Annotated in this window: 25 protein-coding genes; 5 read left to right on the top strand and 20 right to left on the bottom strand. The window is 72.1% G+C overall.

Annotation, left to right across the window (positions count from 1 at the left end; genetic code table 11):
- Position 1 precedes the first annotated feature (1 nt).
- Both ACFVXJ_RS12270 and ggt read right to left on the bottom strand, forming a co-directional pair.
- Positions 2-382, bottom strand: coding sequence for a PPOX class F420-dependent oxidoreductase (locus ACFVXJ_RS12270; RefSeq protein WP_389661643.1), 381 nt, complete (start codon positions 380-382; stop codon positions 2-4).
- 28 nt (positions 383-410) lie between these two features.
- Positions 411-2,213: a gamma-glutamyltransferase gene (ggt, locus tag ACFVXJ_RS12265; RefSeq protein ID WP_389661642.1), complete on the bottom strand. Its 1,803-nt coding sequence runs from the start codon at positions 2,211-2,213 to the stop codon at positions 411-413.
- A gap of 113 nt (positions 2,214-2,326) precedes the next feature.
- Between ggt and ACFVXJ_RS12260 the strand changes: the two genes are divergently transcribed.
- Positions 2,327-3,052 carry a hypothetical protein gene (locus ACFVXJ_RS12260; RefSeq protein ID WP_389661641.1) on the top strand — a complete coding sequence of 242 codons (726 nt, stop codon included), beginning with the start codon at positions 2,327-2,329 and terminating at the stop codon, positions 3,050-3,052.
- Here the strand turns inward: ACFVXJ_RS12260 and ACFVXJ_RS12255 are convergent.
- Complete coding sequence (locus ACFVXJ_RS12255) at positions 3,012-4,286, bottom strand: cytochrome P450 (RefSeq protein ID WP_389661640.1); 1,275 nt, start codon at positions 4,284-4,286, stop codon at positions 3,012-3,014. The genes ACFVXJ_RS12260 and ACFVXJ_RS12255 overlap by 41 nt on opposite strands.
- Before the next feature lie 45 nt (positions 4,287-4,331).
- Positions 4,332-6,035 (bottom strand): murein biosynthesis integral membrane protein MurJ, encoded by a 1,704-nt coding sequence (gene murJ / locus ACFVXJ_RS12250; RefSeq protein ID WP_389661639.1) that lies wholly within the window; start codon positions 6,033-6,035, stop codon positions 4,332-4,334.
- Between the two features lie 194 nt (positions 6,036-6,229).
- Here murJ and ACFVXJ_RS12245 point away from each other — a divergent pair, with 194 nt between their 5' ends.
- Positions 6,230-7,834 carry a CocE/NonD family hydrolase gene (locus tag ACFVXJ_RS12245; protein ID WP_389661638.1) on the top strand — a complete coding sequence of 535 codons (1,605 nt, stop codon included), beginning with the start codon at positions 6,230-6,232 and terminating at the stop codon, positions 7,832-7,834.
- A gap of 37 nt (positions 7,835-7,871) precedes the next feature.
- On the opposite strand, the gene ACFVXJ_RS12240 is transcribed toward ACFVXJ_RS12245, so the two are convergent.
- From ACFVXJ_RS12240 to ACFVXJ_RS12185, 12 genes are all read right to left on the bottom strand, one after another.
- Positions 7,872-8,759 carry an amino acid ABC transporter permease gene (locus ACFVXJ_RS12240; protein WP_389661637.1) on the bottom strand — a complete coding sequence of 296 codons (888 nt, stop codon included), beginning with the start codon at positions 8,757-8,759 and terminating at the stop codon, positions 7,872-7,874.
- On the bottom strand, positions 8,756-9,400 hold the full coding sequence (locus ACFVXJ_RS12235; protein ID WP_389661636.1) for an amino acid ABC transporter permease: 645 nt from the start codon (positions 9,398-9,400) through the stop codon (positions 8,756-8,758). Before ACFVXJ_RS12235 ends, ACFVXJ_RS12240 begins: the two co-directional genes overlap by 4 nt.
- Before the next feature lie 17 nt (positions 9,401-9,417).
- Positions 9,418-10,338 (bottom strand): glutamate ABC transporter substrate-binding protein, encoded by a 921-nt coding sequence (locus ACFVXJ_RS12230; protein ID WP_389661635.1) that lies wholly within the window; start codon positions 10,336-10,338, stop codon positions 9,418-9,420.
- An 11-nt stretch (positions 10,339-10,349) separates the two neighbouring features.
- A complete protein-coding gene (locus ACFVXJ_RS12225; protein ID WP_389661634.1) occupies positions 10,350-11,093 on the bottom strand; it encodes an amino acid ABC transporter ATP-binding protein in 744 nt (247 codons plus the stop codon).
- A gap of 105 nt (positions 11,094-11,198) precedes the next feature.
- On the bottom strand, positions 11,199-11,639 hold the full coding sequence (locus ACFVXJ_RS12220) for a DUF6278 family protein (RefSeq protein ID WP_389661633.1): 441 nt from the start codon (positions 11,637-11,639) through the stop codon (positions 11,199-11,201).
- Positions 11,640-11,709: 70 nt separating this feature from the next.
- Positions 11,710-12,489, bottom strand: coding sequence for an exodeoxyribonuclease III (locus ACFVXJ_RS12215; RefSeq protein ID WP_389661632.1), 780 nt, complete (start codon positions 12,487-12,489; stop codon positions 11,710-11,712).
- Between the two features lie 30 nt (positions 12,490-12,519).
- A complete protein-coding gene (locus ACFVXJ_RS12210) occupies positions 12,520-13,152 on the bottom strand; it encodes an MBL fold metallo-hydrolase (protein ID WP_389661631.1) in 633 nt (210 codons plus the stop codon).
- A gap of 48 nt (positions 13,153-13,200) precedes the next feature.
- Positions 13,201-13,794 (bottom strand): hypothetical protein, encoded by a 594-nt coding sequence (locus tag ACFVXJ_RS12205; protein ID WP_389661630.1) that lies wholly within the window; start codon positions 13,792-13,794, stop codon positions 13,201-13,203.
- Positions 13,791-14,963 carry an ROK family glucokinase gene (locus tag ACFVXJ_RS12200; protein ID WP_389661629.1) on the bottom strand — a complete coding sequence of 391 codons (1,173 nt, stop codon included), beginning with the start codon at positions 14,961-14,963 and terminating at the stop codon, positions 13,791-13,793. Before ACFVXJ_RS12200 ends, ACFVXJ_RS12205 begins: the two co-directional genes overlap by 4 nt.
- Positions 14,960-15,829 carry an ATP-binding cassette domain-containing protein gene (locus ACFVXJ_RS12195; RefSeq protein ID WP_389661628.1) on the bottom strand — a complete coding sequence of 290 codons (870 nt, stop codon included), beginning with the start codon at positions 15,827-15,829 and terminating at the stop codon, positions 14,960-14,962. The genes ACFVXJ_RS12200 and ACFVXJ_RS12195 overlap by 4 nt, the downstream gene beginning before the upstream one ends.
- Positions 15,799-16,830 (bottom strand): ABC transporter permease, encoded by a 1,032-nt coding sequence (locus ACFVXJ_RS12190; protein WP_389661627.1) that lies wholly within the window; start codon positions 16,828-16,830, stop codon positions 15,799-15,801. The genes ACFVXJ_RS12195 and ACFVXJ_RS12190 overlap by 31 nt, the downstream gene beginning before the upstream one ends.
- Positions 16,827-17,816 carry a sugar ABC transporter substrate-binding protein gene (locus tag ACFVXJ_RS12185; RefSeq protein ID WP_389661626.1) on the bottom strand — a complete coding sequence of 330 codons (990 nt, stop codon included), beginning with the start codon at positions 17,814-17,816 and terminating at the stop codon, positions 16,827-16,829. Before ACFVXJ_RS12185 ends, ACFVXJ_RS12190 begins: the two co-directional genes overlap by 4 nt.
- Before the next feature lie 225 nt (positions 17,817-18,041).
- On the opposite strand from ACFVXJ_RS12185, the gene ACFVXJ_RS12180 reads away from it, so the two are divergent.
- Complete coding sequence (locus tag ACFVXJ_RS12180; protein WP_389661625.1) at positions 18,042-19,046, top strand: Gfo/Idh/MocA family oxidoreductase; 1,005 nt, start codon at positions 18,042-18,044, stop codon at positions 19,044-19,046.
- A 127-nt stretch (positions 19,047-19,173) separates the two neighbouring features.
- On the opposite strand, the gene ACFVXJ_RS12175 is transcribed toward ACFVXJ_RS12180, so the two are convergent.
- Together ACFVXJ_RS12175 and ACFVXJ_RS12170 are read right to left on the bottom strand one after the other, a co-directional pair.
- Complete coding sequence (locus ACFVXJ_RS12175; RefSeq protein ID WP_389661624.1) at positions 19,174-20,088, bottom strand: DMT family transporter; 915 nt, start codon at positions 20,086-20,088, stop codon at positions 19,174-19,176.
- A gap of 119 nt (positions 20,089-20,207) precedes the next feature.
- The gene (locus ACFVXJ_RS12170) at positions 20,208-20,825 is read right to left on the bottom strand and encodes a dihydrofolate reductase family protein (RefSeq protein WP_389661623.1); all 618 of its coding nucleotides are present in this window, start codon (positions 20,823-20,825) and stop codon (positions 20,208-20,210) included.
- Positions 20,826-21,005: 180 nt separating this feature from the next.
- Here ACFVXJ_RS12170 and ACFVXJ_RS12165 point away from each other — a divergent pair, with 180 nt between their 5' ends.
- Positions 21,006-21,737 carry an SDR family oxidoreductase gene (locus tag ACFVXJ_RS12165; protein WP_389661622.1) on the top strand — a complete coding sequence of 244 codons (732 nt, stop codon included), beginning with the start codon at positions 21,006-21,008 and terminating at the stop codon, positions 21,735-21,737.
- 97 nt (positions 21,738-21,834) lie between these two features.
- On the opposite strand, the gene alc is transcribed toward ACFVXJ_RS12165, so the two are convergent.
- Together alc and allB are read right to left on the bottom strand one after the other, a co-directional pair.
- On the bottom strand, positions 21,835-22,950 hold the full coding sequence (gene alc / locus ACFVXJ_RS12160; RefSeq protein ID WP_389661621.1) for an allantoicase: 1,116 nt from the start codon (positions 22,948-22,950) through the stop codon (positions 21,835-21,837).
- Positions 22,951-22,952: 2 nt separating this feature from the next.
- On the bottom strand, positions 22,953-24,293 hold the full coding sequence (gene allB, locus ACFVXJ_RS12155) for an allantoinase AllB (RefSeq protein WP_389661620.1): 1,341 nt from the start codon (positions 24,291-24,293) through the stop codon (positions 22,953-22,955).
- A 328-nt stretch (positions 24,294-24,621) separates the two neighbouring features.
- On the opposite strand from allB, the gene ACFVXJ_RS12150 reads away from it, so the two are divergent.
- Entirely contained in the window at positions 24,622-25,425 is an 804-nt protein-coding gene (locus ACFVXJ_RS12150; RefSeq protein WP_389661619.1) for an IclR family transcriptional regulator, read from the top strand.
- Positions 25,426-25,452 lie beyond the last annotated feature (27 nt).

Here is a 25,452-nt window from a genome sequence, read left to right as displayed (position 1 = left end):
CTCAAAGCTTGACGGCGATGCCGGTGTGCGGCCGCTTGCCGCGCCGCACCAGCGCGGCCGGCAGGTCCACCACCCGGAACTGCCAGCCGTACTTGCGCGACATCAGCGAGCGGACCCGCCGCAGCCCCGTCTCGTCCAGCAGCCGCGCCTGCCCCTCGACCGCGACCGCGCCCTGCGGCACGCGCCCGCGCACGTCACAGACGGACACGGTGACCCGCCCGTTGTTGCGGATCCGCTTGACCTTCCACGAATCGCTGCGCGTCCACACGTACAGCTCGCCCCCGTCGGCCACCGCCCACACGGGGGTGGCGACGGGGGTGCCGTCCTTGCGGAAGGTGGTCAGACTGACGTACTTGCCCCGGCCGAGCTCCTCAACGGTCATGCCCCGACCCTAAGGCGCCGGCGGGCCGCTACGGACGCCCGTGCGGGTATACGACCATCGCCGAGCCCCCGCCCCGGCGGCTGGGCTCGGCCGCCGCCAGCCAGCGGCCGTCCGGGAGCCGCTGGACCCCGGTGGCGGCGCCGATCTCCGGGTTCTGCCGGAAGGTGTGGCCGAGAGCCTCCAGTTGCGCCCGGACCGGGCTGTTCCACAGGCCCGGTTCCAACTCGGTGGCACTCTGGTTGCGCTGGCTGGCGCGCGGCGCGGCGATGGCGTCCTCCAGCGGCAGGCCCCGGTCCAGGTGACCGAGCAGCGTCTGGAGCACGGTGGTGATGATGGTGGCGCCGCCCGGGGAACCCACGGCGAGGACCGGCTTCCCGTCCCGCAGGACGATGGTCGGCGCGATGGACGAGCGCGGGCGCTTTCCGGGGCCGGGCAGGTTCGGGTCCGGGACGCCGGGGGCGGCGGGCGCGAAGGAGAAGTCGGTCAGTTCGTTGTTGAGCAGGAAACCGCGGCCCGGGACGGTGATGGCGCTGCCGCCGGTGGATTCGATGGTCAGGGTGTAGGACACCACGTTGCCCCAGCGGTCGGCGACCGTCAGGTGGGTGGTGTTCTCGCCCTCGTACGTGGTGGGCGCGGCCTCGCCGGAGCCGCCGCACGCCACCGGGTGGCGCGGGTCGCCGGGGGCCAGCGGGCTGGTCAGGGCCCGGTCCGGCGTGATCAGGCAGGCGCGGCTGTCGGCGTACCGCTGGGAGAGCAGCTCGCGGGTGGGGACCTGCTCGGCGGCCGGGTCACCGACCCAGCGGCCCCGGTCGGCGAAGGAGATCCGGGACGCCTCGATGTAGCGGTGCAGGTACTGCGTCTCGGAGAGGCCGCGCAGGTCGGTGCCCTCCAGGATGTTCAGCGCCTCGCCGACGGTGGTTCCCCCGGAGGAGGAGGGGGCAATGCCGTAGACGTCGAGGCCCCGGTAGCGCACCTGGGTGGGGGCCTGGCGTTTGGTCGCGTAGGCCCCGAGGTCCCCGGTGGTCAGGTCGCCGGGGCGGACGGTGCGGGTGGCGGTCGGGCTCACGGGGGGCTTGCGGACCGTGCGGACGATGTCCTCGGCGAGCGGGCCCCGGTAGACGGCGCCGACACCCTTGCGGCCGAGTTCGGCGTATGTGGCGGCCAGGTCGGGGTTCTTGAAGGTCGAGCCGACCACCGGCAGCGCCCCGCCGGGCAGGAACAGCTTCGCGGTGTCCGGGAAGTCCTTGAAGCGGTCCTGGTTGAGTTCGGTCTGGGCCCGGAAGGTGGCGTCGACGGTGAAGCCGTCCCGGGCCAGCTTCTCGGCGGGTTTCAAAAGCTGCCCGAGCGGCCGGGTGCCCCAGGCGTCGAGCGCGCTCTTCCAGGTCGCCGGGGTGCCCGGGACGCCGACGCCCCGGCCGCTGGTCTGGCCCTCGGCGAAGGGGATGGGGACGCCGTTCTCCTGGAACAGGGTGGCGGTCGCGGTGGCCGGGGCGGTCTCGCGGCCGTCGATGGTCTCCACCCGGTGGGAGGCGGCGTCGTAGTGGACGAAGTAGCCGCCCCCGCCGATCCCGGCGGAGTACGGCTCGGTGACCCCGAGCGCGGCGGCGGTGGCGACCGCCGCGTCCACCGCGTTGCCGCCCGCGCGGAGCACCGCGATACCGGCCGCCGAGGCGTCGGCGTCGACGCTGGCGACGGCCCCGCCGTAACCGACGGCGACCGGGACCTTCGCGGGGCCGCCGGCCGCCGCCGAGGGTGGCGCGGCGGCTCCGGTGGACACCAGCGCCCCGGCGAGGGCGACGAGCGCGAACTGACGTGCGGCGGGACGACGCATCCGTACCTCCAGTCGACGGCCCGTCAGATCCCCTGTGCCGGGCCCGGTCCGGCACTGTAGCCGCACCGGACCCCCCACGTCAGGATTGCCCGGGGCGGGTTAACATCCGCGCCATGAACGACGACGTGCGCAACATCGTGCTCGGAGTGGTGGCCACCGCCATCAGCGGCGGCTTCGGCTGGTTCTCCCGGACGTACCTGTGGCGGCGCGCGTTGCGTCGCAAGCAGGCGTTCTTCGGGCTGCCCACCGGTTCGGACTGCGTGTTCGTGGTCAACCGGCAGATGGGCGGCACGGAGGGGTCGGTGCACCGCAACGACGCCTTCGCGCTGCTGGAGATATCCGCCCTCATCAAGGACTGCGCGGCGAACCTGCGGATCGTCTCCCACGACTCGGCCCGCCAAGGCTTCGGGGAGCGGGCCGAGTTCTGTGTGGGCGGCCCCGTCTCCAACGTCCGGACGGCCGCGCACCTGGCGTCCATGCTGCCGGGGGTGCGGGTGGACGTCTCCACCGAGCCGGGCCCCGACCGGGGGGTGATCCGGGTCGGCGAGGAGACGTTCCGGTGGGAGAGGGGCCAGGTGGACCACGTGCTGTTGGCCCGGTTGACGACCGGGCCGGGGACCCGGCCGGTGTTCCTGATCTCCGGTCAGACCGCGATCAGCAACCAGGCGGGCGCCCGGTACCTGGCGCGCCACCACCAGGTCTTGGCGCGGAAGTACGGCAACGACTCCTTCTGCGTGGTGCTGAAGGTGATCAACTCGGAGGCCTACGGCCCGGACGTGGTCGAGTTGGCGGCCGACGTCACGCGCGTGGCGCGGACACCCGCAGCGGCAGTCGCGTGATCCCGTTGATGAAGTTGGACACCAACCGGCGTGGCGGACCGGCCGGTTCGGGAGCGGGCATGAGGTCGCGCCACTCCTCGTAGAAGGTCCGCAGCTGGAGCCGGGCGAAGTGGGCGCCGAGGCAGACGTGCGGGCCGTCGCCGAAGGAGACGTGCGGATTGGGCGCCCGGCCGAGGTCGAGGCGGTCGGGGGCGGCGAAGACGCGCTCGTCGTGGTTGGCGGAGGCGTGGAAGACCACCACCTTGTCCCCGGCGCGGATCGGCTGCCCGGCGAGTACGGTGTCGACGGCCGCGGTGCGACGGAAGCTGAGCACCGGCGGGTGGACCCGCAGGAGTTCCTCCACCGCGCGCTCCGCGGGCACGTCGCCCCGGGCCAGTCGCCGGTAGGCGTCCGGGGAGCCGGCCAGGGCGAGCAGGCCGCCGGGAGCGGCGGCGCGTACGGTGTCGTTGCCGGCGACGGTCAGCAGGAAGAAGAACATCTCCAGCTCGCCGGGGGCCAGTCCGGCCTCGGCGAGGGCCGTCATCACGTCGTCGCCCGGACGGGCCCTCTTGTGCGCGGCCAGCTCGCGGGCGTAGTCGAACATCTCGCCGAGCAGCGCCGGCGATCGGGGATCGAGCGGTGTCCCGTCGGGGCCGAGCGGCGGCGCGGGCACGTCTTCGGGGTCCTGGTAGCCGATGACGCGTACGGTCCACTCCAGCAGCAGTCCCCGGTCGGCGGCGGGGACGCCCAGCAGGTCGGTCAGGTTGAGCAGGGCGTACTCGTCGGTGACGGTGGTGACGAGGTCGGCGGCGCCGTCCACGGCCCCGTCGCGGGCGGCGCGCAGCAGCGTACGGGCGCGTTCGCGGACCCGGGCGGCGAAGGCGTCGACGCGGGCGGGGGTGAAGGCGCGGGCGACGAGCCGGCGCAGCCTCCCGTGCTGGGGCACGTCCTGGTTGAGCATGGTGCGCCGCACGAACGGCAGGTCGGCCGGGTCGGGGTCGCGGATCTGGGTGGCGCCCAGCCAGGAGGAGTACGTGGTGTGCTCGCGCAGGACCCGTACGGTGTCGGCGTGTCGGGTGACGGCCCAGAACCCGGGGCCGGCGGGCCAGCCGAGCACCTCCGGTTCGGGTTGCCACGCCACCGGGTGCCGCTCGCGCAGGAGCCGGTAGCGCTCGTGCGGGATGCCCGCGGCGTACAGGCGGGGGTCGAAGACGTCGGGGACGTGATCGGCGCCGCGCGCGGGTGCGTCGGTCATGGGGCCACGGTGGCGCCCTCGGTCCCCTCCCCGCAAGGGGCGCGGTCAGCCGCCCGGCAGTCTGCGGCGCAGGGACGCCGTCAGGTCGGTGATCTCCGTCAGGCGCAGCGGCTTGGCCAGGAGGAGGACGACGAGGACGAGCACCGCGGTCCCGGCGCCGGTGGCGGCGAACCGGCCGGCCGCCTCGCAGGAGCGGGCGGCGGCGTATCCGGCGGCCGCCGCGGGCAGGCAGGCCGCCAGCAGCCGCAGGTGGGTGCCCACGGCCGTGGCGCCGGGCCCGGTACGGCCCGGGGTGCGGGGGCCGAGCCGTCGGGCGAGGGCGAAGGCGGTGACCGCGGCGCCCGCGGTGAAGGCGACCGAGGAGGCGGCGGCCATGCCGGTCACCACCCAGCGCAGGGGCAGCACTTCGTAGGCGGCGTAGGAGAGACCCGCGTTGAGGGCGACGATGACGAGGTTCAGGAGGAAGGGGGTGCGGGTGTCGGAGAGCGCGTAGAAGCCGCGCGAGAGCACGTACTGGGCGCAGAAGGCGATCAGGCCGGGTGCGAAGGCGACCAGTATCCCCGCCATCACCTCGGCGTCGGCCGCCTTGACCTCGCCGTACCGGAAGACGCAGGCCGTGAGCCAGGGCGCGAGGGCCGCGAACAGGGCGGCGGCGGGCACGATGAGCGCGGCGCCGGTGCGCAGGGCGTAGGACACGTCGCGGCGGACGGCGCCGAGGTCGTCCGAGGAGGCGGCGGCGCTCATCCGGGGCATCAGGGCGGTGATCAGGGAGACGGTGACGATGCCCTGCGGGACGATCCACAGTTGGTAGGCGTTGGTGTAGGCGACGTAGCCCACGCCGCCGTCGATCCCCGCCCGGTCGGCGAGTTTCCCGGCGGTGGTGGAGAGCCGGGTCACGACCCAGTAGGCGAACTGGTTGCTGAGCACCAGCAGGACCAGCCAGCCGGCGTTGCGCAGGGGGCGGGCGAGGCCGCTGCCGCGCCAGTCGAACCGCGGGCGCCAACGGAAGCCGGCGGAGCGCAGGGACGGGATCAGGGCGAGGGCCTGGAGGACGATGCCCGCGGTGGTGCCGATGCCGAACAGTCGGGTCTCGGCGGAGGTGAAGCCCGTGCCTCCGCCGTGCGAGAGGGCGAGGAAGAGCCCGAACACGGCGATGACCACGAGGTTGTTGAGGACCGGGGTCCACATCATCGCCCCGAACCTGCCGCGGGCGTTGAGGACTTGTCCGAGCAGGGTGAAGAGGCCGTAGAAGAATATCTGCGGGAGGCAGAACCGGGCCAGGGCCACGGTGGTGTCCACCTCGGCCGGGGTGTACTCCGCGGGCGTGTACGCCGAGACGATCACCGGTGCGGCCAGGACGGCCGCGGTGGTCAGCGCGAGGAGCGCGACGGTGCAGGCGGTGAGCAGCCGGTCGGTGTACGCGGCGCCGGCGTCCGGATGTTCCCGGGCGGCCCGGACCAGCTCGGGCACGAAGACGGCGTTGAGCGCGCCCCCGATCAGCAGCATGTAGATGATGTTGGGGACGGTGTTGGCGACGGCGTAGCCGTCGCCGCGCACCTGGGTGCCGAGGGCCGCGAGGACGACGGCGGAGCGGACGAAGCCGGTGGCGCGGGAGACGATCGAGCCGGCCGCCATCAACGCGCCGCTGCGCTGTACCGAGGTGCCGCGCGGCGAGGTGTCGTGGGCCGTGGCGTCGTGGGCCGTGGCGTCGGTGTGTTCGGCGGCCGGCGCCGCCCCGGGGGCCGTCACCGGCCGCTCGTGTCGGTGTACCGGTCCATCTGGGGTTCCCCGCTCCGTAGTCGATCGGGAACGAGGTTAACCCGGGCCCGCTGTTGACACGAAGTCAATCGTTACCCGTACGTAACTTACTCACGGGTTACCTACGGTAAGCCGCTCCCGTTACCGTCGGCACACTTTGTCACCGGCGCACGCGAGGAGCATCGATGCCCCGCACCACCAGCACCGCAGCAGCCGTGGCGGCCCTGCTGGCCGCAGCCGCCCTGGGCCTGGCCCCCCACCAGGCCCAGGCGGCGGCCATGGACGCAGCCACCACCCACGCCTCCGACACCTCGTCCGCTTCCACGTCGGAACCGCGCTTCCACGACATCCCGGGCTCGGGCGGGATCACCCTCAAGGGCAACGTCTTCACCCCGGCCGGCGCCCAGAGCGGCCGGAGCTACCCGCTGATCGTGCTGCCCACCAGCTGGGGCCTGCCGCAGATCGAATACATCGCCCAGGCCAGACAACTGGCCGACTCCGGGTATGTCGTGGTCAGTTACACCTCCCGCGGCTTCTGGCTCTCCGGCGGCCGGATCGAGGTCGCGGGGCCGCCCGACGTCGCCGACGTCTCCGCCGTCATCGACTGGGCCCTGGCGAACACCCCGGCCGACGCGCAGCACATCGGCCTGGGCGGGGTCTCGTACGGGGCCGGCATCAGCCTGCTCGCCTCCGCCCACGACCCCCGGATCAAGGCGGTGGTCGCGCTCAGCGGCTGGGCCGACATCATCGACTCCATCTACTCCGGCCGCACCCAGCACCTCCAGGCCGCCGCCCTCCTCGGCGGCGCCGGTTACCTCACCGGCCGCCCCGGACCCGAACTCCAGGGCATCCTCGGCGACTTCCTCGGCTCGCGGCTGGACCGCGAGCCACAGATGATCGAGTGGGGCAAGGCCCGCTCGGCGGCCTACCAGGTCGACCGGATCAACGCGAACGGCCCGGCCGTGATGATGGGCAACGCCTGGGGCGACACCATCTTCCCGCCCAACCAGTACGCGGACTTCTTCGAGAAGCTGACCGGCCCCAAGCGCCTGGAGTTCCGCCCGGGCGACCACGCCACCGCCGAGGCCACCGGTCTGCTCGGCCTGCCCAACGACACCTGGACCAACGCCCACCGCTGGTTCGACCGTTACCTCAAGGGCGAGCGCAACGGCGTCGACTCCGAGGCGCCCGTACAGATCAAGCCCCGCTCCGACAGCGGCTACGAGGGCTACGCCGACTGGAAGTCGGTCGGCTCCGGCGGCTCCGAGAAGCTCGCCCTCTCCGACAGCGAGCACGTGTGGGCGAACGTCGACTCCGGCGCCGACGGCGGGATCGTCTTCCTCTCCAGCGTCCTCGACCAGCTCGCCCAGGCGCCCCCGGTCGCCTCCATCCCGCTCCTCCCCCGCGCCTTCGCCGCCGTCTGGCAGTCCCAGCGCTACGACGCCGACCGGCGCGTGCGCGGCACCGTGAAGCTGCACACCACGGTCACCCCCACCGCCGGGGACGGCACCTTCGTCGCGTACCTGTACGACGTGGGCCCGCTGGGCGTCGGCAAGCTGGTCACCAACGCCCCCTACACCTTCCACGGGAAGACCCCCGGCCAGGCGTTCGGGGTGGACCTGGACCTCTTCTCCACCGCGTACGACATGCCCGCCGGGCACCGGCTCGCCGTCGTCGTCGACACCGTGGACCCGCTCTACATCGAACACAACCCGGCCGGCGCGCAGCTGACCTTCTCCTCACCGCGCACCGATCCCTCGTACGTCTCGGTGCCGCTGCGCGAGCAGTGATCCACGGCTGCTGCCGGCCGGGCCGGTTCCGGGGGGGTTACCGGAGCGGCGTGCCCGGCAGCAGCGTGCCCGGGTCGGCCGGGGCCACGTCGACCGCCTCGGTCTTCGGGCTGCGGCTCTCTCGGCCGGCCACCCAGGTGGCGAACCAGGACAGCAGCATGCACATCCCGATGTACACCGGTGCGATGACCATCACCACCGGGATGAAGGGCAGGTCGTAGTCCAGGTTCGAGGCGATCAGCTTCCCGGCGTGCAGGAACTCCTCGTAGGTGATCAGGAAGCCGAGCGAGGTGTCCTTCAGGGCCACCACCAACTGGCTGATGATCGCCGGCAACATCGCCCGCACCGCCTGCGGCGCTAGCACGTAGCCCATCACCTGCGTCTTGCGCATGCCGAGGGCGTACGCGGCCTCCCGCTGGCCCCGCTCCACCGCGTTGATCCCCGTGCGGAACACCTCGGCCAGCACCGAGCCGTTGTAGAAGGTCAGCCCGGCCACCAGAGCGGGAAGGGGCTGCGCCTTGAGGGCGACGAAGATGAAGAAGATCATCACGAGGACGGGCATGGCCCGGAAGAACTCCACGAACACGGTGGCCGACCAGCGCACCGGGCGGTGCACGGAGAGCCGTCCGGTGGCGAGCACGGCGCCCAGCGCGAGCGAGAGCACCGCGGCGTAGCCGAATGCCTTGAGGGTGTTGCCGAGGCCGGTGAGCAGCAGGTCCTGGATGCCCTCGTACTCGAAAGGCGTCCACTTGGCGGCCGTGAACTGGTGGGTGTCGAACAGCAGGTAGACGATCCAGCCGAGCAGGGCCAGGATCAGCGCCGTCGAGACCAGCCCGTACAGCAGGTGCCGGCGGCGGGCCCGCGGGCCGGGGATGTCGTAGAGGGCGGTGGACTGCGTGTCCCCGTGCAGCGCGTGCGCGGTCATCGGGCGACTCCCCAGCGCTTCTCCAGCACGTTGAACAGCGCGCTGATGGACAGGGTGATGATCAGGTAGCCGACGGCGATCCAGACGAAGGTCCAGACGATGTTGTAGCCCAACTCGTTGAGGGTCTTGTAGGTGCCCAGCAGCTCGGTGACGCTGAACGCGCCGGCGATGGCGGAGTTCTTGGCGAGGGCGATCAGGGTGGAACCGATCGGCGGGATGACGGAACGGAACGCCTGGGGCAACACCACACCGCCCAGGGTCTGGGCGAAGGACATCCCGAGGCTGCGGGCCGCCTCGCCCTGGCCCTTGGGCACGGTGTTGATGCCCGAGCGCAGCACCTCGCAGATGAAGGCGGAGGTGTAGCAGCCGAGCGCGAGTACGGCGAACACCTGGAAGGGCAGGACCAGCCCGAAGCGGGGCAGACCCAGCAGGACGGCGAAGAACAGCAGGGTGAGGGGGGTGTTGCGCAGCACGGTGACCCAGACCGTGCCGAGGACGCGCAGGGAGCCGATGGGGGCGACCCGGAAGGAGGCCATCACGAATCCGAGCGCGAGGGCGAGGAGGGAGGCGTAGACGGTGAGTTGCAGGGTCCCGAGGAACCCCTGTAGGTAGATCTGGAAGTTCTGGGTCAGTACGTACATGGCGGTGCGCTCTCCCCTCAGCCCGCCGGGTAGCGGTCGATGGCGGGTGGTCGGGGGGCCGGGACGCCGGAGAGGCCGAGGGTGGCCCCGTACGCCTTCTTCCAGTTCCCGTTCCGCTCGTTGCGCGCGAGGGCGTCGTCGAGGGCGAAGCGCAGCGCGTTGTCGGAGCGCGGGACTCCGATGCCGTAGGGCTCTTCGGAGAAGGGCTTGCCGACGACCTTGAGTTCCTCGGGGACCTTGGCGGCGTAGCCGAGGAGGATCGAGTCGTCGGTGGAGACGGCGTCGACCTGGTAGGTGAGCAGGTTGTCGACGCACACCGAGTACGTGTCGTAGGCGACGAGCCGCGCCTCGGGGTACTCGCGCTGGAGGCGCTGGTAGGGGGTGGAGCCGGCGGCGGAGCAGACCTTCTTGCCCGCGAGGTCGCCGGGGCCCTTGATGGCCTTCTCCTTCTTGCGGACGAGGAGCGACTGGCCGGCCATGAAGTAGGGGCCGGCGAAGCCGACCTGCTTCTTGCGGTTGGCGTTGATGGTGTAGGTGCCGACGTAGAAGTCGATCTGGCCGTTCTGGAGGGCGGTCTCGCGGTTGGCGGAGGCGATGGTCTTGAACTCGATGGTCTTGGGGTCGAAGCCGAGGGAGGCCGACATCATCTTGGCGATCTCGATGTCGAATCCGGAGTAGCGACCGCTGGAGGGGTCCTTCTCCCCGAGGTACGGCTGGTCCTCCTTGGCTCCGACGACGAGGTGGCCGCGGCGCCGGGCGTCCTCCCAGGTGGGCGAATCGGGCAGGGTGAAGCCGGTGGCGACCCGGTAGACGGGCAGGGTCCCCGGTGGCGGTCCCTTCACCGGGGGGCTGCCGGACTTGCCGCAACCGGCGGCGGCGCCGAGCAGGGCGAGCAGGAGCAGGCAGGCGGGCAGGCGGGAGCCGATGAGGCGTTTCACGGGCCGCCCCCTCAGTGCTTGAGGATCTTGGAGAGGAAATCGCGGGCCCGGTCGCTCTCGGGGGCGGTGAAGAACGCCTCCGGGGTCCGGTCTTCGATGATCTTCCCGTCGGCCATGAACACGACCCGGTTGGCCGCGGAGCGGGCGAAGCCCATCTCGTGGGTCACCACGACCATCGTCATGCCCTCGGCGGCGAGCCGACGCATGACCTCCAGCACCTCGTTGATCATCTCGGGGTCGAGCGCGGAGGTGGGCTCGTCGAAGAGGAGGGCCTTCGGGCTCATCGCGAGGGCGCGGGCGATCGCGACCCGCTGCTGCTGGCCGCCGGAGAGCCGGGCGGGGTACTTGTCGGCCTGGTCGGCGAGGCCCACCCGCTCCAGCAGTTCGCGCGAGCGTTTGTCCGCCTCCTCCCGCTTGCGCTTCCTGACCTTGATCTGCGCGAGGGACACGTTGGCGAGGACGGTCTTGTGGGCGAAGAGGTTGAAGGACTGGAAGACCATGCCGACCTCGGCCCGCAGCCGGGCGAGGTCCTTGCCCTCGGCGGGCAGCGGATGCCCGTCGAGGGCGATCGTGCCCGACTCGATGGTCTCCAGCCGGTTGACGACCCGGCAGAGCGTCGACTTCCCGGAGCCGGAGGGGCCGATGACGACCACCACCTCCCCGCGGCCGACGGTGAGGTTGATGTCCCGGAGGACGTGCAGTTCCCCGTAGTACTTGTTGACGTCCCGCAGCTCGATCAACGGATCGACGGCCATACGCTGCCCTGCCCACTTGTCGGTGTCGAGGTCAGCGCAAACTATCCAGCCGCGGAAGGGCACTTCGCCTCGACACGCCTAAAGCTGACATAAAGGGCTCCGAGATCAGCCCTCCGATGCCTCGGCGTACGCCTGGGACAGCTCCGGCGATCCCGTCACGGCCCAGGACACGCCCGACTCGACGACGTTCAGCTCCCGGCCGGAGGCGAGCCGGATCACGGGCTGGCCGTTCGGCCACACCTGCCAGCGGGCCTCCGGGATGGTCCGGACGATCAGGGTCCCGAGGTAGAAACCGGCGTCGTTGCCCAGCCACGGCACGGCCTCCGGGTCCCGCCGCCACCGGGGCATCAGCTGGTCCAGCGCCTCCAACGACGCCGGGGTCCCGTCGAGTTCGAGCCCGGCGGACCTCGCCTGGGCGCGCAGCAGCTGGCACTCCGAGAACAGCTCGGCGACGCCCTCGGGATCGTCCGCGAGGGCGGCGGCGAGTCCCGCACCCTGTTCCGTTTCGCGCCGGCCGCGCCAGTTGGCCAGGAAAGGGATGTTCATGCCGACCAGCCTCGCACCGCCGCCCCCGCCTGGCCACAGGGCGCGCAGGACCGGAAATTCCGGCCGCCGGTCAGAGCTCCAGGTCGACGACGACCGGGGCGTGGTCCGAGGCGCCCTTGCCCTTGCGCTCCTCGCGGTCGACGTAGGCGTCCTTGACGGCCTTCGTGAAGGGTTCGTTGCCGTAGACCAGGTCGATGCGCATGCCGCGGTTCTTGGGGAAGGCGAGCTGGCGGTAGTCCCAGTACGTGTACGGCCGGTCGTACTTGAGCGGTCGGGGCACCACGTCGGAGAGCCCGGCGGCCCGCAACGCCTCCAGGGCGGCCCGCTCGGCGGGGGTGACATGGGTCATGCCCTCGAACAGGGCCGGGTCGAACACGTCGTCGTCGGTCGGCGCCACGTTGTAGTCGCCGAGGACGGCGAACGGGCGCGGGCCCGCCGCGTCTTCCGCGACGGCCGCCGCGAGGGCGCGGAACCAGTCCAGCTTGTAGCCGTAGTGGTCGTGGGCGACCTCACGGCCGTTCGGCACGTACACCGACCACACCCGCACGCCGTCACAGGTCGCGGAGATCGCGCGGGGCTCCTCGACGCCCTCGTAGGCGGGGCCGTCGGGCAGACCCACCACCACCTCGTCCAGCCCGACCCGGGAGATCACCGCGACGCCGTTCCACCGGCCGGTGGCGTTGACCACGGCCTTGTAGCCCAGCTCGCGCAGCTCGTCGTGCGGGAACTGCTCCGCGGAGCACTTGGTCTCCTGGACGCAGAGGACATCCGTCCCGGAGCTCTCCAACCAGGCCAGCAGGCGCGGCAGCCGGGCGGTGATCGAGTTGACGTTGTATGTGGCGATACGCATGCCGACCAACCTACCGCCCGGCACCGACAGTCACAGGTCGGTGGCGTCCCCGGCGCCGAGCCGCCCGTGGTCGGTGCCGCCGAGGGCGCCCAGCAGGCCGTCGTAGACGGGCCGGGCCAGGTCGGCGAGGTAGGCGTCGTGGATGTCGAGGGCCCGGCGGGGCTTCACCTCGCGCAGGTAGTCGATCACCTCGCCGATCTTGTTCCAGGGCGCGTGCACCGGGAGCATCAGGGTCTCGACGGGCACCCCGGGCACGGTCAGCGCGTCCCCCGGGTGGAACAGGGAACCGTCCACGAGGTAGCCGACATTGGTGACCCGGGGCAGGTCCGGGTGGATCTCGGCGTGCAGTTCGCCGTGCACCCGGACGTCGAACCCGGCGGCTTCGAAGGCGTCACCGTGTCCGACGGTGTGCACCCGGCCCGGGTAGGCGCCGGCCAGCTTCTCCGCGACGCTGCGCAGGGTCCACAGGCCGGCCTCCGGGTTCGCGTCGAGCGCGGCGCGCAGCCGGCCCTCCTCGAAGTGGTCGGGGTGCTCGTGGGTGACCAGCAGGACGTCCGCCCCCAGCCCCGCGTCGGGCTCGCTGAAGGCGCCCGGGTCGATGACGAGCACGCGCCCGTCCTTCTCCAGCTGGACGCACGAGTGCAGGCGCTTGGTGAGTCTCATGATCCCAGGCTATCGCCCGACGGCCCGCCGCCCCGGCCGCGGACCGGGCTACGGGACGGCGGTGGAGACGACGTACACCCGCGGGTTCCCGGGCTTGGTGAAGTCGACCGTGACGTCCCGGGTGGGGCGGGGGTCCTTGGCGTCGAGGGTGATCCCGTACCAGGTGTGCTTGGGGCTCCAGCTCCAGCCGGCCACGCGGGCGTCGCGCTCCGAGATGGACACGCCGGGTGTCAGCTTGTCCTTGCTGGTGCCGATGTCGGCGAGGAAGGTGTCGAGCTCCTGCGGGGTCAGCGAGAACTGGGTGTAGAGCCGGCTGGTGTGCCAGTTGTTGGTCTCCAGGTAGCCGACGAGCGAGGCCATCATGGGGATCGGGACCTCGTAGATGCTGCGCTGCACCGCGGACGGCCAGGCCGTGCGCACCTTGGCGGCGCCGACCGTGGCGGCCTTGTCCCGGCCGCTCTCGCGGCTCTGGTGGGCGGAGATCGCGAGGTAGCCCGCGGGGACCCCGACGAGCAGCAGGATGATGATGGCGGTGATCCAGCGGCGCCGGACCACGTGCCGGCGGTCCTCGACCGGGTGCGCGGACGCGCCGCCCTCGTCGGGGGCGGCGGCCTGGCGGGGCAGCAGCGGTGGTGGGTTCACGACGTGGGGTCCTGCTTCTCGGGGTCCGTGGGACCGGTGATGTCGCGCAGGCCCAGCCGCGCGTAGCGCTCGTACCGCTCGACGCGCCGGCGCGTGGCGCGGCGGAAGCGGCGGGCGACGAGCCGGGCGAGGTCGGCGGCGCCGACCATGCCCGCCTCGGGGCCGAGCTGGGCCTTGGCGATCCGGGCCTCGGGGCGGTAGCCGCGGCCGGTGAGGTGGCGCCGGAAGGCGTCGCGGGCGGGGCCGATCAGCAGGTCGTCGGCGGCGCTGACGCCGCCGCCGATGACGAAGCAGGACGGGTCGAGCGCGGCGGCGAGGTTGGCGATGCCGACGCCCAGCCACTGGCCGATGTCCTGGAGGAGCTCGACGCACATCGCGTCGCCGTCCCGGGCCAGCTCGGTGATGAGCGGCCCGGTGATCTCCTGGACGTTGCCGCCGACCTTCGCGATGATGTTGTACGCGACCGGGGAGTCGGCCGCCGCCAGCTCGCGGGCCTCGCGGACCAGGGCGTTGCCGGAGCTGTACTGCTCCCAGCAGCCGCGGTTGCCGCAGGGGCAGCGGTGGCCGCCGGGTACGACCTGCATGTGGCCGAACTCGCCGGCCACCCCGTAGCGGCCGCGCTTGACCTGACCGCCTTCGAGGATGGCGCCGCCGATGCCGGTGCCCAGCGTGATCATGACGAGGTGGTCCTCGCCGCGGCCGGCGCCGAAGCGCCACTCGGCCCAGGCCGCGGTGTTGGCATCGTTGTCGACCATGACCGGGACGGCGAGCCGGGACTGGAGCGCGTCGCGCAGCGGCTCGTCGCGCCAGGCCAGGTGCGGGGCGAAGAGCACGCGGGAGCGGTCCGCGTCGACCCAGCCGGCCGCGCCGATGCCCACGGCGTGCACGTCGTGCCGGTCGGAGAGGTCCAGCACCAGTTCGACGATGGTGTCCTCGACGACCTTGGGGCTCTTGGACTTGTCCGGGGTCTCCGCGCGGATCTTCTCCAGGATGACGCCGTCGGCGTCCACGACGCCGGCCATCACCTTCGTGCCGCCGATGTCGATGCCGACGGTCGGGACGCGCGGGGCGGTCAGCAGCGACCGGCGCTCACGGGTCCCGACGGTCCGCAGGACGGTGCCCCGCGCCGACCCCCGGTGGGTGAGCGTGAAGTCCCGGTACGTGCTCATCGAGTCGTGTCGTCCCTCGGGGTGCGGGTGGTGCCGGACGTGTGGTCTGGGCCTGATTCTGCCACCCGCTCCAGTTCGTGGCTCAGCTCGTCCAGCTCGGAGCCGCCCGCCATCTGCCGGGTGAGCTCGTCCAGCGTGATCGAGTCGCGGGTGTGGCTGCCCGCCATGGCGCCTCGTTTGAGGAGCACGAAACGGTCCCCGACGAGGTGGGCGTGGTGCGGGTTGTGGGTGATCAGGACCACGCCGAGGCCCGCGTCGCGGGCCGCGGCGACGTACTTGAGGACGACGCCGGACTGCTTGACGCCGAGCGCCGCGGTGGGCTCGTCCAGGACGAGGACCTTCGCCCCGAAGTACACGGCCCGGGCGATGGCCACGCACTGGCGCTCGCCGCCGGACAGGGTGCCGATCGGCTGGTCCACGTCCCGCAGGTCGATGCCCATGCGCAGCAGCTCCGCGCGGGTGGTCTCGCGCATGAGGTCCACGTCGAGGCGGCGGAAGGGGCCGCGGCCGCGGGTGGGCTCGGAGCCGAGGAAGAAGTTCCGCCAGACCGGCATCAGCGGGACGACGGCGAGGTCCTGGTAGACGGTGGCGATGCCGCGGTCGAGGGCGGCGCGCGGGTTGGCGAGTACGGTCTCCTCGCCCTCGATCTCGAAGCTGCCCGCGTCGTGCCGGTGCAGCCCGGCGATGATCTTGATCAGGGTGGACTTGCCGGCGCCGTTGTCGCCGAGGACACAGGTGATCTCGCCGGCGGACACCTCCAGGGAGACGCCCTGGAGGGCCCGGATGTTGCCGTAGAACTTGCTGACGTCGGTCAGCTTCACGAGAGCGGCCACGGTCACTTCGCCTCCGCCCGCTTGCGGACCCATGCGTTGAGCAGCGTCGCGAGCAGCAGCATCGCGCCGAGGAAGAACTTGAACCAGTCGGGGTTCCACTGGGCGTAGACGATGCCGTTGCTGGTCATCCCGAAGATGAAGGCGCCGACGGCCGATCCGATGGCGGAGCCGTAGCCGCCGGTCATCAGACAGCCGCCGATGACGGCCGCGATGATGTAGAGGAACTCGTTGCCGACGCCTTCGCCCGACTGGACGACGTCGAAGGAGAAGAGGATGTGCTGCCCGGAGATCCAGGCGCACAGGGCGACCCCCATGTAGAGGCCGATGCGCGTCTTGACGACCGGGACGCCGGTGGCGCGGGCCGCGTCCGCCCCGCCGCCGACCGCGAAGATCCAGTTGCCGGCGCGGGTGCGCAGCAGGATCCAGGTGGCCAGCGCGACCAGGGCCAGCCACCACATGATGGTGACCTTCAAGGTGACCGAGCCGACGTTCCACTGGGAGGCGAACAGCGCCCGGGCGGAGGAGAAGCCCTCCATGTCGGCGATGGTCTTGGTGGAGACCGAGCCGCTGATCAGTTTGGTGAAGCCGAGGTTCAGGCCGGTCAGCATCAGGAACGTGCCCAGCGTGATGATGAAGCTGGGCAGTTTGGTGCGGGTCAGCATGAACCCGTTGAAGAAGCCGATCGCCAGGGTGACCAGCAGGGACACCAGGACGCCGACCCAGACGTTGGCGGTCATCTGGTAGCTGAACATCGAGCTGATCAGCGCCGAGGTGGTGACCATGACGCCGGCGGACAGGTCGAACTCGCCGCCGATCATCAGCAGCGCGACCGGCACGGCCATGATCCCGATGGTGGAGGCCGAGTAGAGGATCGTGCTCAGGCTGGAGGCGCGCAGGAAGCTGTCGGCGGCGAAGGAGAAGAAGACGAAGACGGCGGCGGCGCCGACGACCGCGCCCAGCTCGGGGCGGCCGAGGAGGCGGCGCACCAGGGAGGTGGGCGCGAGCCGTTCGTCGGCGAGGGCCGGTGCGCTCATCGGGTGCCCCGCTTGATGTACTGCTCCAGCTTGGCCGCCTCGGCGCCGGTGACGATCTGCGGGCCGGTGAGCACGGGGCGTCCGCCGCCGAGCACGTCGGCGTTATAGCGGCTCAGCCACAGCAGGTCGACGGCCTCGTACCCCTGGAGGTAGGGCTGCTGGTCGACGGCGAAGCCGAGGGCGCCGGACTTCAGGTCGCGGGCCACGGACTCGTTGAGGTCGAAGGTGTCCACCTCGGCCTTGCTGCCCGCCGCGTCCTTGGCCTTGATCGCGGTGGGGGCGAAGGGGGCGCCGAGGGTGACGATGGAGTCGACGGACGGGTCAGCCTGGAGCTTGGCCTGGATGGCCGCCTGCACGGAGGGCATGTTGGTGCCCTCGACGTACAGGTTCTCCATGACCCCGCCGGACTCGCCGAATGCCTTCTTCGCACCGGCGCAGCGCTGCTCGTGGCCGACGTTGCCCTGCTCGTGCAGGACGCAGACGGCCTTCTTCTTGCCGCGCTTGGTCAGCTCGGTGCCGACGGCCTCGCCGGCGATCTGCTCGTCCTGGCCGATGTGGGTGAGGGCCCCGTACTCGGCGGACTGGGCGGAGCCGGAGTTGACGGTCACCACCGGGATGCCGGCCTTGACGGCCTTGGCGATGACGTCCTTGAGGGCCTCGGGCTTGGCGAGGCTGACGATGATGCCGTCCGCCTTCTGGTCGATGGCGTTCTGCACGAACTGGGCCTGCTGCTGGGCCTGGTCGTCGTGGGCGTAGACGAAGTTGATGTTGTCCTTCGCCGCGGCCTCCTTGGCGCCCTTCTGGACGATGTCCCAGAAGGTGTCGCCGTCGCCCGCGTGGGTGATCATGGCGAAGGTCCAGCGCGGGGTGTTCACGGCGGGCCGGCCCGCCTGGGCGCTCTTGGCCCGCTCCTCGGCGCGCTTGCCGCCCGTACTGCTGCAACCCGCGAGGGAGGCGCCCAGTACCGCCGCGAGCACGGCGCCCACGACGCGCACCCCTGTCCGAACCCTAGCCACGTCGCCGCGCCTTTCCCTTGTCGTGCGTCTCGTCGAACGCATCGTCGTGCATCTCGTCGCCGTCACAGCCGATCGTTGTCAAAGCGGTCCATTCCGGTTCCAGCCGCCCAGTATCCGCCACAGTGGACCTTGGGAGCCCATCGGGGCACTCTCGGGCAGATTGACAGGTCCCCGGTACGGGGTCAGGTTGAGTGCATGCGCATCGGGATCATCGGGACGGGCCGGATCGGCTCGTTCCACGCGGCGGTCCTGGCCGGCCGGCCGGACGCCGGCTCGCTGCTGTTGGCCGACGCCGTCCCCGAGCGGGCCGCGCGGCTCGCGGACCGGCTCGGGGCCACCGCCGCGCCGAGCGTGGACCAGGTCTTCAGCTGGGGGGTGGACGCCCTCGTCGTGGCCTGCGCGACCGAGGGGCACGCGGAGCTCGTCGTCCGGGCGGCGCGCGGCGGTCTGCCGGTGTTCTGCGAGAAGCCCCTCGCCCCGGACCTGGAGCGGACGCTGGCGGTGCTGCGCGAGGTCGGCGCGGTGGCCGGCGTGCTGCAGGTGGGCTTCATGCGCCGGTTCGACGCGGGGTACGCCGCCGCGCGGGCACTCGTACGCTCGGGCGCGCTGGGGCGGCTGCACACCGTACGGACGACCACGGCCGATCCCGCGCCGCCGCCGGCCGGGTACCTGCCCACCTCCGGGGGTCTGTACCGGGACTGCCTGGTGCACGACTTCGACATGGTCCGCTGGGTGACCGGGCGCGAGGTGGCCGAGGTGTACGCGGCGGGGTCCGACACCGGCCACCCGGCGTTCCGGGAGGCGGGCGACGTGCACACCGGCGCGGCCCTGCTCACCCTGGACGACGGCACCCTCGTCAGCAGCACCGGCACCCGGTGCAACGGCGCCGGGTACGACGTGCGCATGGAGCTGGCCGGGGAGCTGGACCAGGTGTCCACCGGACTGGACGACCGCACGCCCATCGCCTCGACCGAGCCGCACGGGCCGCCCCCGGCGAGCAAGCCGTGGACCGGCTTCCTGGAGCGGTTCGCCCCGGCCTACGAGGCGGAGCTGGCGGCCTTCGTGCGGCTGGTGCGCGGCGAGGGCCCCAACCCGTGCGACGGCGGGGAGGCGCTCGCGGCGTTCCGGATCGCGGAGGCGTGCGAGCGCTCGCGCCGGGAGCGGCGCCCGGTGCGGCTGGAAGAACTGCCCGACCTGTGACCGGGTGAGGGCCTGCCGGGCCGTGTCGTGGCCGGCGACCGGCCAGACCTCTCGGTGGTCCGGGATCGGCATGGGGTCACCCTAGACCGGCAGTTGACCTCGGGTGGGGCGGCTTTCGGCCATTCGATCAGGCCGCGGCGCGCCGGCCCCAGGCCGTGCCGGCGAGGACCAGCACGGCGCCCGCGAGACCGGCGGTCCCGGGGCGGTCGCCGCCGAGGGCGATGCCGGCGGCGGCCGCCCACAGGGGCTCGGTGCCGAGCAGCAGGCTGACGCGGGAGGGGGAGGTGGCGCGTACGGCCCACATCTGCACGAAGAAGGCGAACAGGGTGCACAGCACGGACAGGAAGACGAGTCCGGCCCATGCGGCGGGACCGAAGCCGGCGGCGGCCTCCCACGGGCTCGCGCCGGTGCCCGGCAGCGCGGCCAGGACCGCGAAGACCGCGACGGCGCTCGTCAGTTGCACGGTGGTGAGGGACAGCGAGTCGGCGCCCCGCACGGCCTTGATCCGGGCCATCAGCAGGACGTGCGCGGTCCTCGCGAGGGCGGCGCCGAGGATGAGCAGGTCGCCGGCGCCGGGCGCGGTGAACCCGGCGCCCTGGGTCAGCAGCACCACCCCGGCGACCGACAGGGCCGCGGCGCCGAGGAAGCCGCGGGAGGGGCGCCTGCGGCGGACGGCGGCCTCCGCGAGCGGGGTGAAGATCATGGTCAGGCTGATGATCAGCCCGGCGTTGGTGGCGGAGGTGTGGACGACCCCGTAGGTCTCCAGCAGGAAGATCCCGCCCAGTACGAGCCCCAGGGCGCCCGCGCCGCGCGCCTGCGCCCCGGTGAGGGCCCGCAGCCGCCGCCGACCGGCGAGGGCCAGGACCGGCAGCACGAGCGCGAACCGCAGCACGAGCACGGCGACGACGGTGTGCGGGACGGTGATCCCCTTCGCCGCGAGGTAGCTGCCGCCCCAGACGACGGCCACGAGCAGCACCGGCAGGTCGGTGAGCCAGGCCCGGCGGGGTGCGGTGGCGGGAACGGGGGCGGCGAGCGTGGACACGGGGTCTCCTGCGGCGGGAGGCGGGCGGAGACTTCGGCGGCTCCCACGGGACGCCGCTCACCGTACCGGAGTGGATCACGACCGGGCGATGGGTTTGCGCGGCCGGGGGTGCCGTCCGGTCAGTCCGCGAAGGAGCCGAAGCTCGCCCGGCCGGTCGGCCGGTAGGTGTGGAGGGCGATGCCGTTGGCGGTGGTGCGGTGGTCGGTGAGGGCGAAGGAGGTGGGGAGGCCGCCCGTCGGGAACAGCCGGCGGCCCGCGCCGAGGAACACCGGGAACACCAGCAGGTTGAGCTCGTCCACCAGGTCGCGGGCGAGCAGCCACTGCGCCAGCCGGCCGCTGCCGTGCACTTGGAACTCCCCGTCCAACTTGTCCTTGATCCGTACCACCTCGGCCTGGAGGTGTTCACCGTCGATGACGGTGGTGTGCTCCCACGCCGGGTCGCGCAAGGTCGTGGAGGCGACGTATTTCGGCAGGTGGTTGAGCCTGCTCGCGACCGGGTCCGCCGGGTCGTCGTGGTGCGGCCAGTGGCTCGCGAAGATCTCGTAGGTGCGCCGTCCGAGGAGGAACGCCTCGACCCGGTCGAAGATCTCCGTCACGAAGCCGCCCATGCCCTCGTCGGCGAAGGGCACGAGCCAGCCGCCGTAGCGGAAGCCGTCGCTGGGGTCCTCGTCGGGCGCTCCCGGGGCCTGCGTCACTCCGTCGAGGGTGAGGAAGGTGGTCAGGGTCAGCTTGCCCATGGCTCGGCGCTCCTTGCTCCGTCCGGTCAGGTCGTCACCGTTCAGACTCCCCGGCGGCGCGGGACTCACCGGCGCGGCGCGCGCGAACGCGGGGTCCGATTTCCGCCGGCCTCCGACCCCACGCCGTCATTTCATTGAAACCGCAACGAGTTGGGACGCACGACCTACGGAAGGACACACATGAACGGCACTGTGGCTCTTGTGACGGGCGGCAGCCGGGGCATCGGGGCGGCCACGGCCCTGCGCCTGGCCGAGGACGGCATGGACGTCGCCGTCACCTACGTCCGGGACGCCGAGGCGGCCGCGGCCGTCGTCGGCCGGATCGAGGCCCTCGGCCGCCGCGCCCTGGCGGTACGGGCCGACGCGGGGGACGCCGCGCGGGCGGCCGGCGCGGTGGAGGAGACCGTACGGCACCTCGGCCGGATCGACGTCCTGGTCAACAACGCGGGGGTCGGGGTGCTCGGGCCGCTGGACACGCTCGGCGTCGCCGAGGTCGACCGGCTCCTCGCGGTGAACGTACGGGGCGTCTTCCTCGCTTCCCAGGCCGCGGCCGCGCGGATGGGGACCGGCGGCCGGATCATCACGATCGGCAGCTGTATGGCGCAACGGGTCCCCGGCCCCGGCGGCACCCTGTACGCGATGGGCAAGGCCGCGCTGATCGGCCTGAACAAGGCGCTGGCGCGGGAACTCGGCGGACGCGGGATCACCGCCAACCTCGTCCACCCGGGTCCGGTGGACACCGACATGAACCCGGCCGACGGACCCTACGCGGGCCCCCAGGCCGCGATGACGGCGTTGGGGCGCTTCGGTACGGCGCGGGAGGTGGCGGCCACGGTGTCGTTCCTCGCGGGCGGGGACGCCGGGTACGTCACGGGAGCGGAGTTCTCGGTGGACGGCGGCCACGCCGCGTAGCCCCCGGCGGGGGCCGCACACGCCGATGGGGCGCACCGGCGGCGCGCCCCATCGGAGCGTGACGCCCCGGGGGTGTCGGCCCCCGGGTACGTCGTCGTCAGCCGCCGAGTTCCCGGTGGCGGGCGGCGTGCGCGGCCGCGCCGGCCTCCGTCAGCGAACCGAACAGGCGCAGGCGGGAGAAACCGCCGTCCGGGAAGATGTCGATGCGGACGTGCGTGCCGACCGCCGGGGTGTCCAGCACGAAGCGGTGGTTGGTGTCGGGCTGCAGGCGGGTGCGCGGCAGGAACTCCGTCCACTCGCCCTCCTCGCCGGACTTGACGGACAGCGAGGCCCAGCCGGCCGAGTTGCCCTTGAGGTAGGCGGTGTCGATCTCGACGGCGCGGATCTCGGAGTCGGCGACCAGCTGGTAGCGGATCCAGTCGTTGCCGTTGTCCCGCCGGCGGGCGGTCTCCCAGCCGTCGTCCATCTTGCGGGAGCGGCCCGGGTTGATGGTGTTGGTCGGCGGGGAGTAGAAGCGGTTGGACGCGTCCTCGACCGAGCCGCCGTTCTCCAGGGCGACGACGTCGAACGTACCGAGCGCGGCGAGCCACTTGGGGTCCGGGCGGACCTCTCCGTAGACGCGCAGCCGGGCCACGCCGCCGTCCGGGTGCTGGTTCAGGCGCAGGTGCGTGAAGCGCTGCTCGACATCGACCTCGAAGCCGTTGGCCGCGTGGCCGCCGACCGGGGTGCGCTCGACCAGGGTCGTCCATTTGACGTCGTCGGAGAGCAGCTCCTCCGCGGTCGGGGAGCCCTCGACGGCGGTGGCCTGTACGGAGACGGCCTGCGGCATGTTGCCGCGGAAGTGGGCGGTGTCGACCACGATGCCGCGGATGACGCCGGGGGCGCCGAGGCGGATCAGGGCGTAGTCGTGGTCCTCGGCGGTCGGCCAGGGGTGCTCGGCCGAGACGCCGCGGCGGCGGCGGGTCTCCCAGCCGTCCATGACCTTGCCCTTGTGCCCGAAGTGCTCGGGGTCGAAGTGCGCGGGCTCCTCGATGAGCAGGTTCTCGCGCTCGGCGAAGAACTCGTCGTTGGCGGCGATGACACCGGCGCCGAGCGCACGCGCCGCGAGGTTCGCGTACTGGGTGAACGGGAAGTCCGCGGTGCGGTAGTCCGCGTACGGGTCGCCGCCTCCGTACGGGTTCGCGTTACCGGTGAACGAGGGAATCGCCGTCACAGTCAGTTCTGCCTTTCGAGAAGTCGGCCCGTGGGCTCGGTCGGGGTGCCGTGGTCGGCGATCTGCGTGCCGCGCAGCCAGGTGGACTTCACGACGCCGTGCAGGGTCTTGCCCGCGTACGCCGTGACCTGGTTGCGGTGGTGCAGGTGGGCCGGGTCCACGGTGAAGGTCTCTTCGGGGGCCAGGACCGCGAAGTCGGCGTCGCGGCCGGCCTCGATGGCGCCCTTGGCGGCCAGTCCGGCCAGGGCGGCCGGCGCGGTGGACATCCAGCGCACGACCTCTTCGAGGGTGCGGCCGCGCTTCCTCGCCTCGGTCCAGATCGCCGGGAGGCCCAGCTGGAGGGAGGAGATGCCGCCCCACGCGGTGGCGAAGTCACCGGTCTTGAGGTCGGCGGTGGAGGGGGAGTGGTCGGAGACGACGCAGTCGATGGTGCCGTCGGCGAGCGCGTCCCACAGCAGGTCCTGGTTGGCGGCCTCGCGGATGGGCGGGCAGCACTTGAACTCGCTGGCGCCGTCGGGCACTTCCTCCGCGGTGAGGGTGAGGTAGTGCGGGCAGGACTCGACGGTGATCCGTACGCCCTCGGCCTTGGCGGCGGCGATCACCGGCAGCGCGTCGGAGGAGGACAGGTGCAGGACGTGGACGCGCGCGTTCAGCCGCCGCGCCTGGGCGATGAGGTTCTCGATCGCGGTGTTCTCGGCGTCGCGCGGACGGGAGGCGAGGAAGTCCGCGTACTTGGGGCCGCTCTTCTGCGGCGCGGACTCCAGGTGGTGCGGGTCCTCGGCGTGCACGATCATCAGGCCGCCGAAGCCGGTGATCTCGGCGAGGGAGGTGGCCAGCTGTTCCTGGTCGAGCTGCGGGAACTCGTCCACGCCGGAGGGCGACAGGAAGCACTTGAAGCCGTACACGCCGGCGCCGTGCAGCGGGCGCAGGTCCTTGACGTTGTCGGGCAGCGCGCCGCCCCAGAAGCCGACGTCGACGTGCGCCTTGCTGCGGGCGACGTCCTGCTTGATCCGCAGGTGGTCGACGGTGGTGGTCGGCGGCAGGGAGTTCAGCGGCATGTCGAGGATCGTGGTGACGCCGCCGGCCGCGGCGGCGCGGGTGGCCGTCCAGAAGCCCTCCCACTCGGTGCGGCCCGGGTCGTTCACGTGGACGTGGGTGTCCACCAGGCCGGGGAGCAGGACGTCGTCGCCGAAGTCCTCCAGACGGGCACCGGCCGGTACTTCGGCCTCGTGCGGCAGTACGGCGACGATCTTCCCGGCGGCGACGGCTACCGAAGCGGCGCGCGTCCCCTCGGGGGTGATGACGCGAGTCGAGCGCAGTACCAGTTCCACGTCGTCGGACACGCCGGAACCTCCCCATCTACTTCCACAGAGCGAAATTCAACGTTCTGTTGACGGAGTCTTCACCGCGATCCGAAGCCAGTCAAGAGCCTCCGGACGGACCGCCGACATGCCCGCGAGCCACTTGGACGTTTCCACAAGATGGAATTAAGATTTCACTATACAGAATGTAGCTATCACCACCCCGAGGCGCCAGGTACCTTCGGGGCACCCTCCGTCTCCAGGACAAACCGCCTCTGACCGGCGGGGAAGGCGTCGCCCGACTCTAGGGCCGACGCCGACCGACCGGTAGGCTGCTTCCTTGCCTGCCAGCACCGAAAGGACCGCGCCCGTGCCGACGTCCAGCGCCAGCACCACCGACGCTTCCGCCAAGCCCACCGCCGGCGGCGGTGGCGTCCAGTCCCTGGAGCGCGCCTTCGACCTGCTCGAACGCATGGCCGACGCGGGGGGCGAGGTCGGGCTCAGTGAGCTCTCCGCCGCCAGCGGACTGCCGCTGCCGACCATCCACCGCCTCATGCGCACCCTCGTCGCCTGCGGATACGTCCGCCAGCAGCCCAACCGGCGCTACTCCCTCGGCCCCCGACTGATCCGCCTCGGCGAGTCGGCCGCCCGATTGCTCGGCACCTGGGCCCGCCCCTACCTGGCGCGCCTGGTCGAGGAGACCGGTGAGACGGCCAACATGGCCCTGTTGGACGGGGACGAGATCGTCTACGTCGCCCAAGTGCCCTCCAAGCACTCCATGCGCATGTTCACCGAGGTCGGCCGCCGGGTGCTGCCGCACTCCACCGGCGTGGGCAAGGCGCTGCTCGCCTACACCCCCGCCGACGAGGTCCGCGCCCTGCTGGCGCGCACCGGGATGCCCGCCGCGACCGAGAAGACCATCACCACGCCCGAGGGCTTCCTGGACGCCCTGGAGCAGGTGCGCAAGGCCGGCTACGCGGTCGACGACAACGAGCAGGAGATAGGGGTCCGCTGCCTCGCGGTGTCGGTGCCGAACTCGCCGACCGCCGCGGCGATCTCCATCTCGGGTCCCGCGGGCCGGGTGACGGAGGCCGTGGCCGAGTCCTTCGTGCCGATCCTGCAGGGCGTCGCGACCGAGCTGTCGGTGGCCCTGCAGAGCCAGAGCCCGGCGTAGGCCCGCACGCCCCGTAAGCCCGTACGT

Source organism: Streptomyces sp. NPDC058279, from assembly GCF_042881255.1.
Taxonomy (GTDB): domain Bacteria; phylum Actinomycetota; class Actinomycetes; order Streptomycetales; family Streptomycetaceae; genus Streptomyces.
The sequence above is the reverse complement of the archived record's forward strand: the minus strand, read 5'-3'. Positions and strand labels throughout refer to the sequence as shown.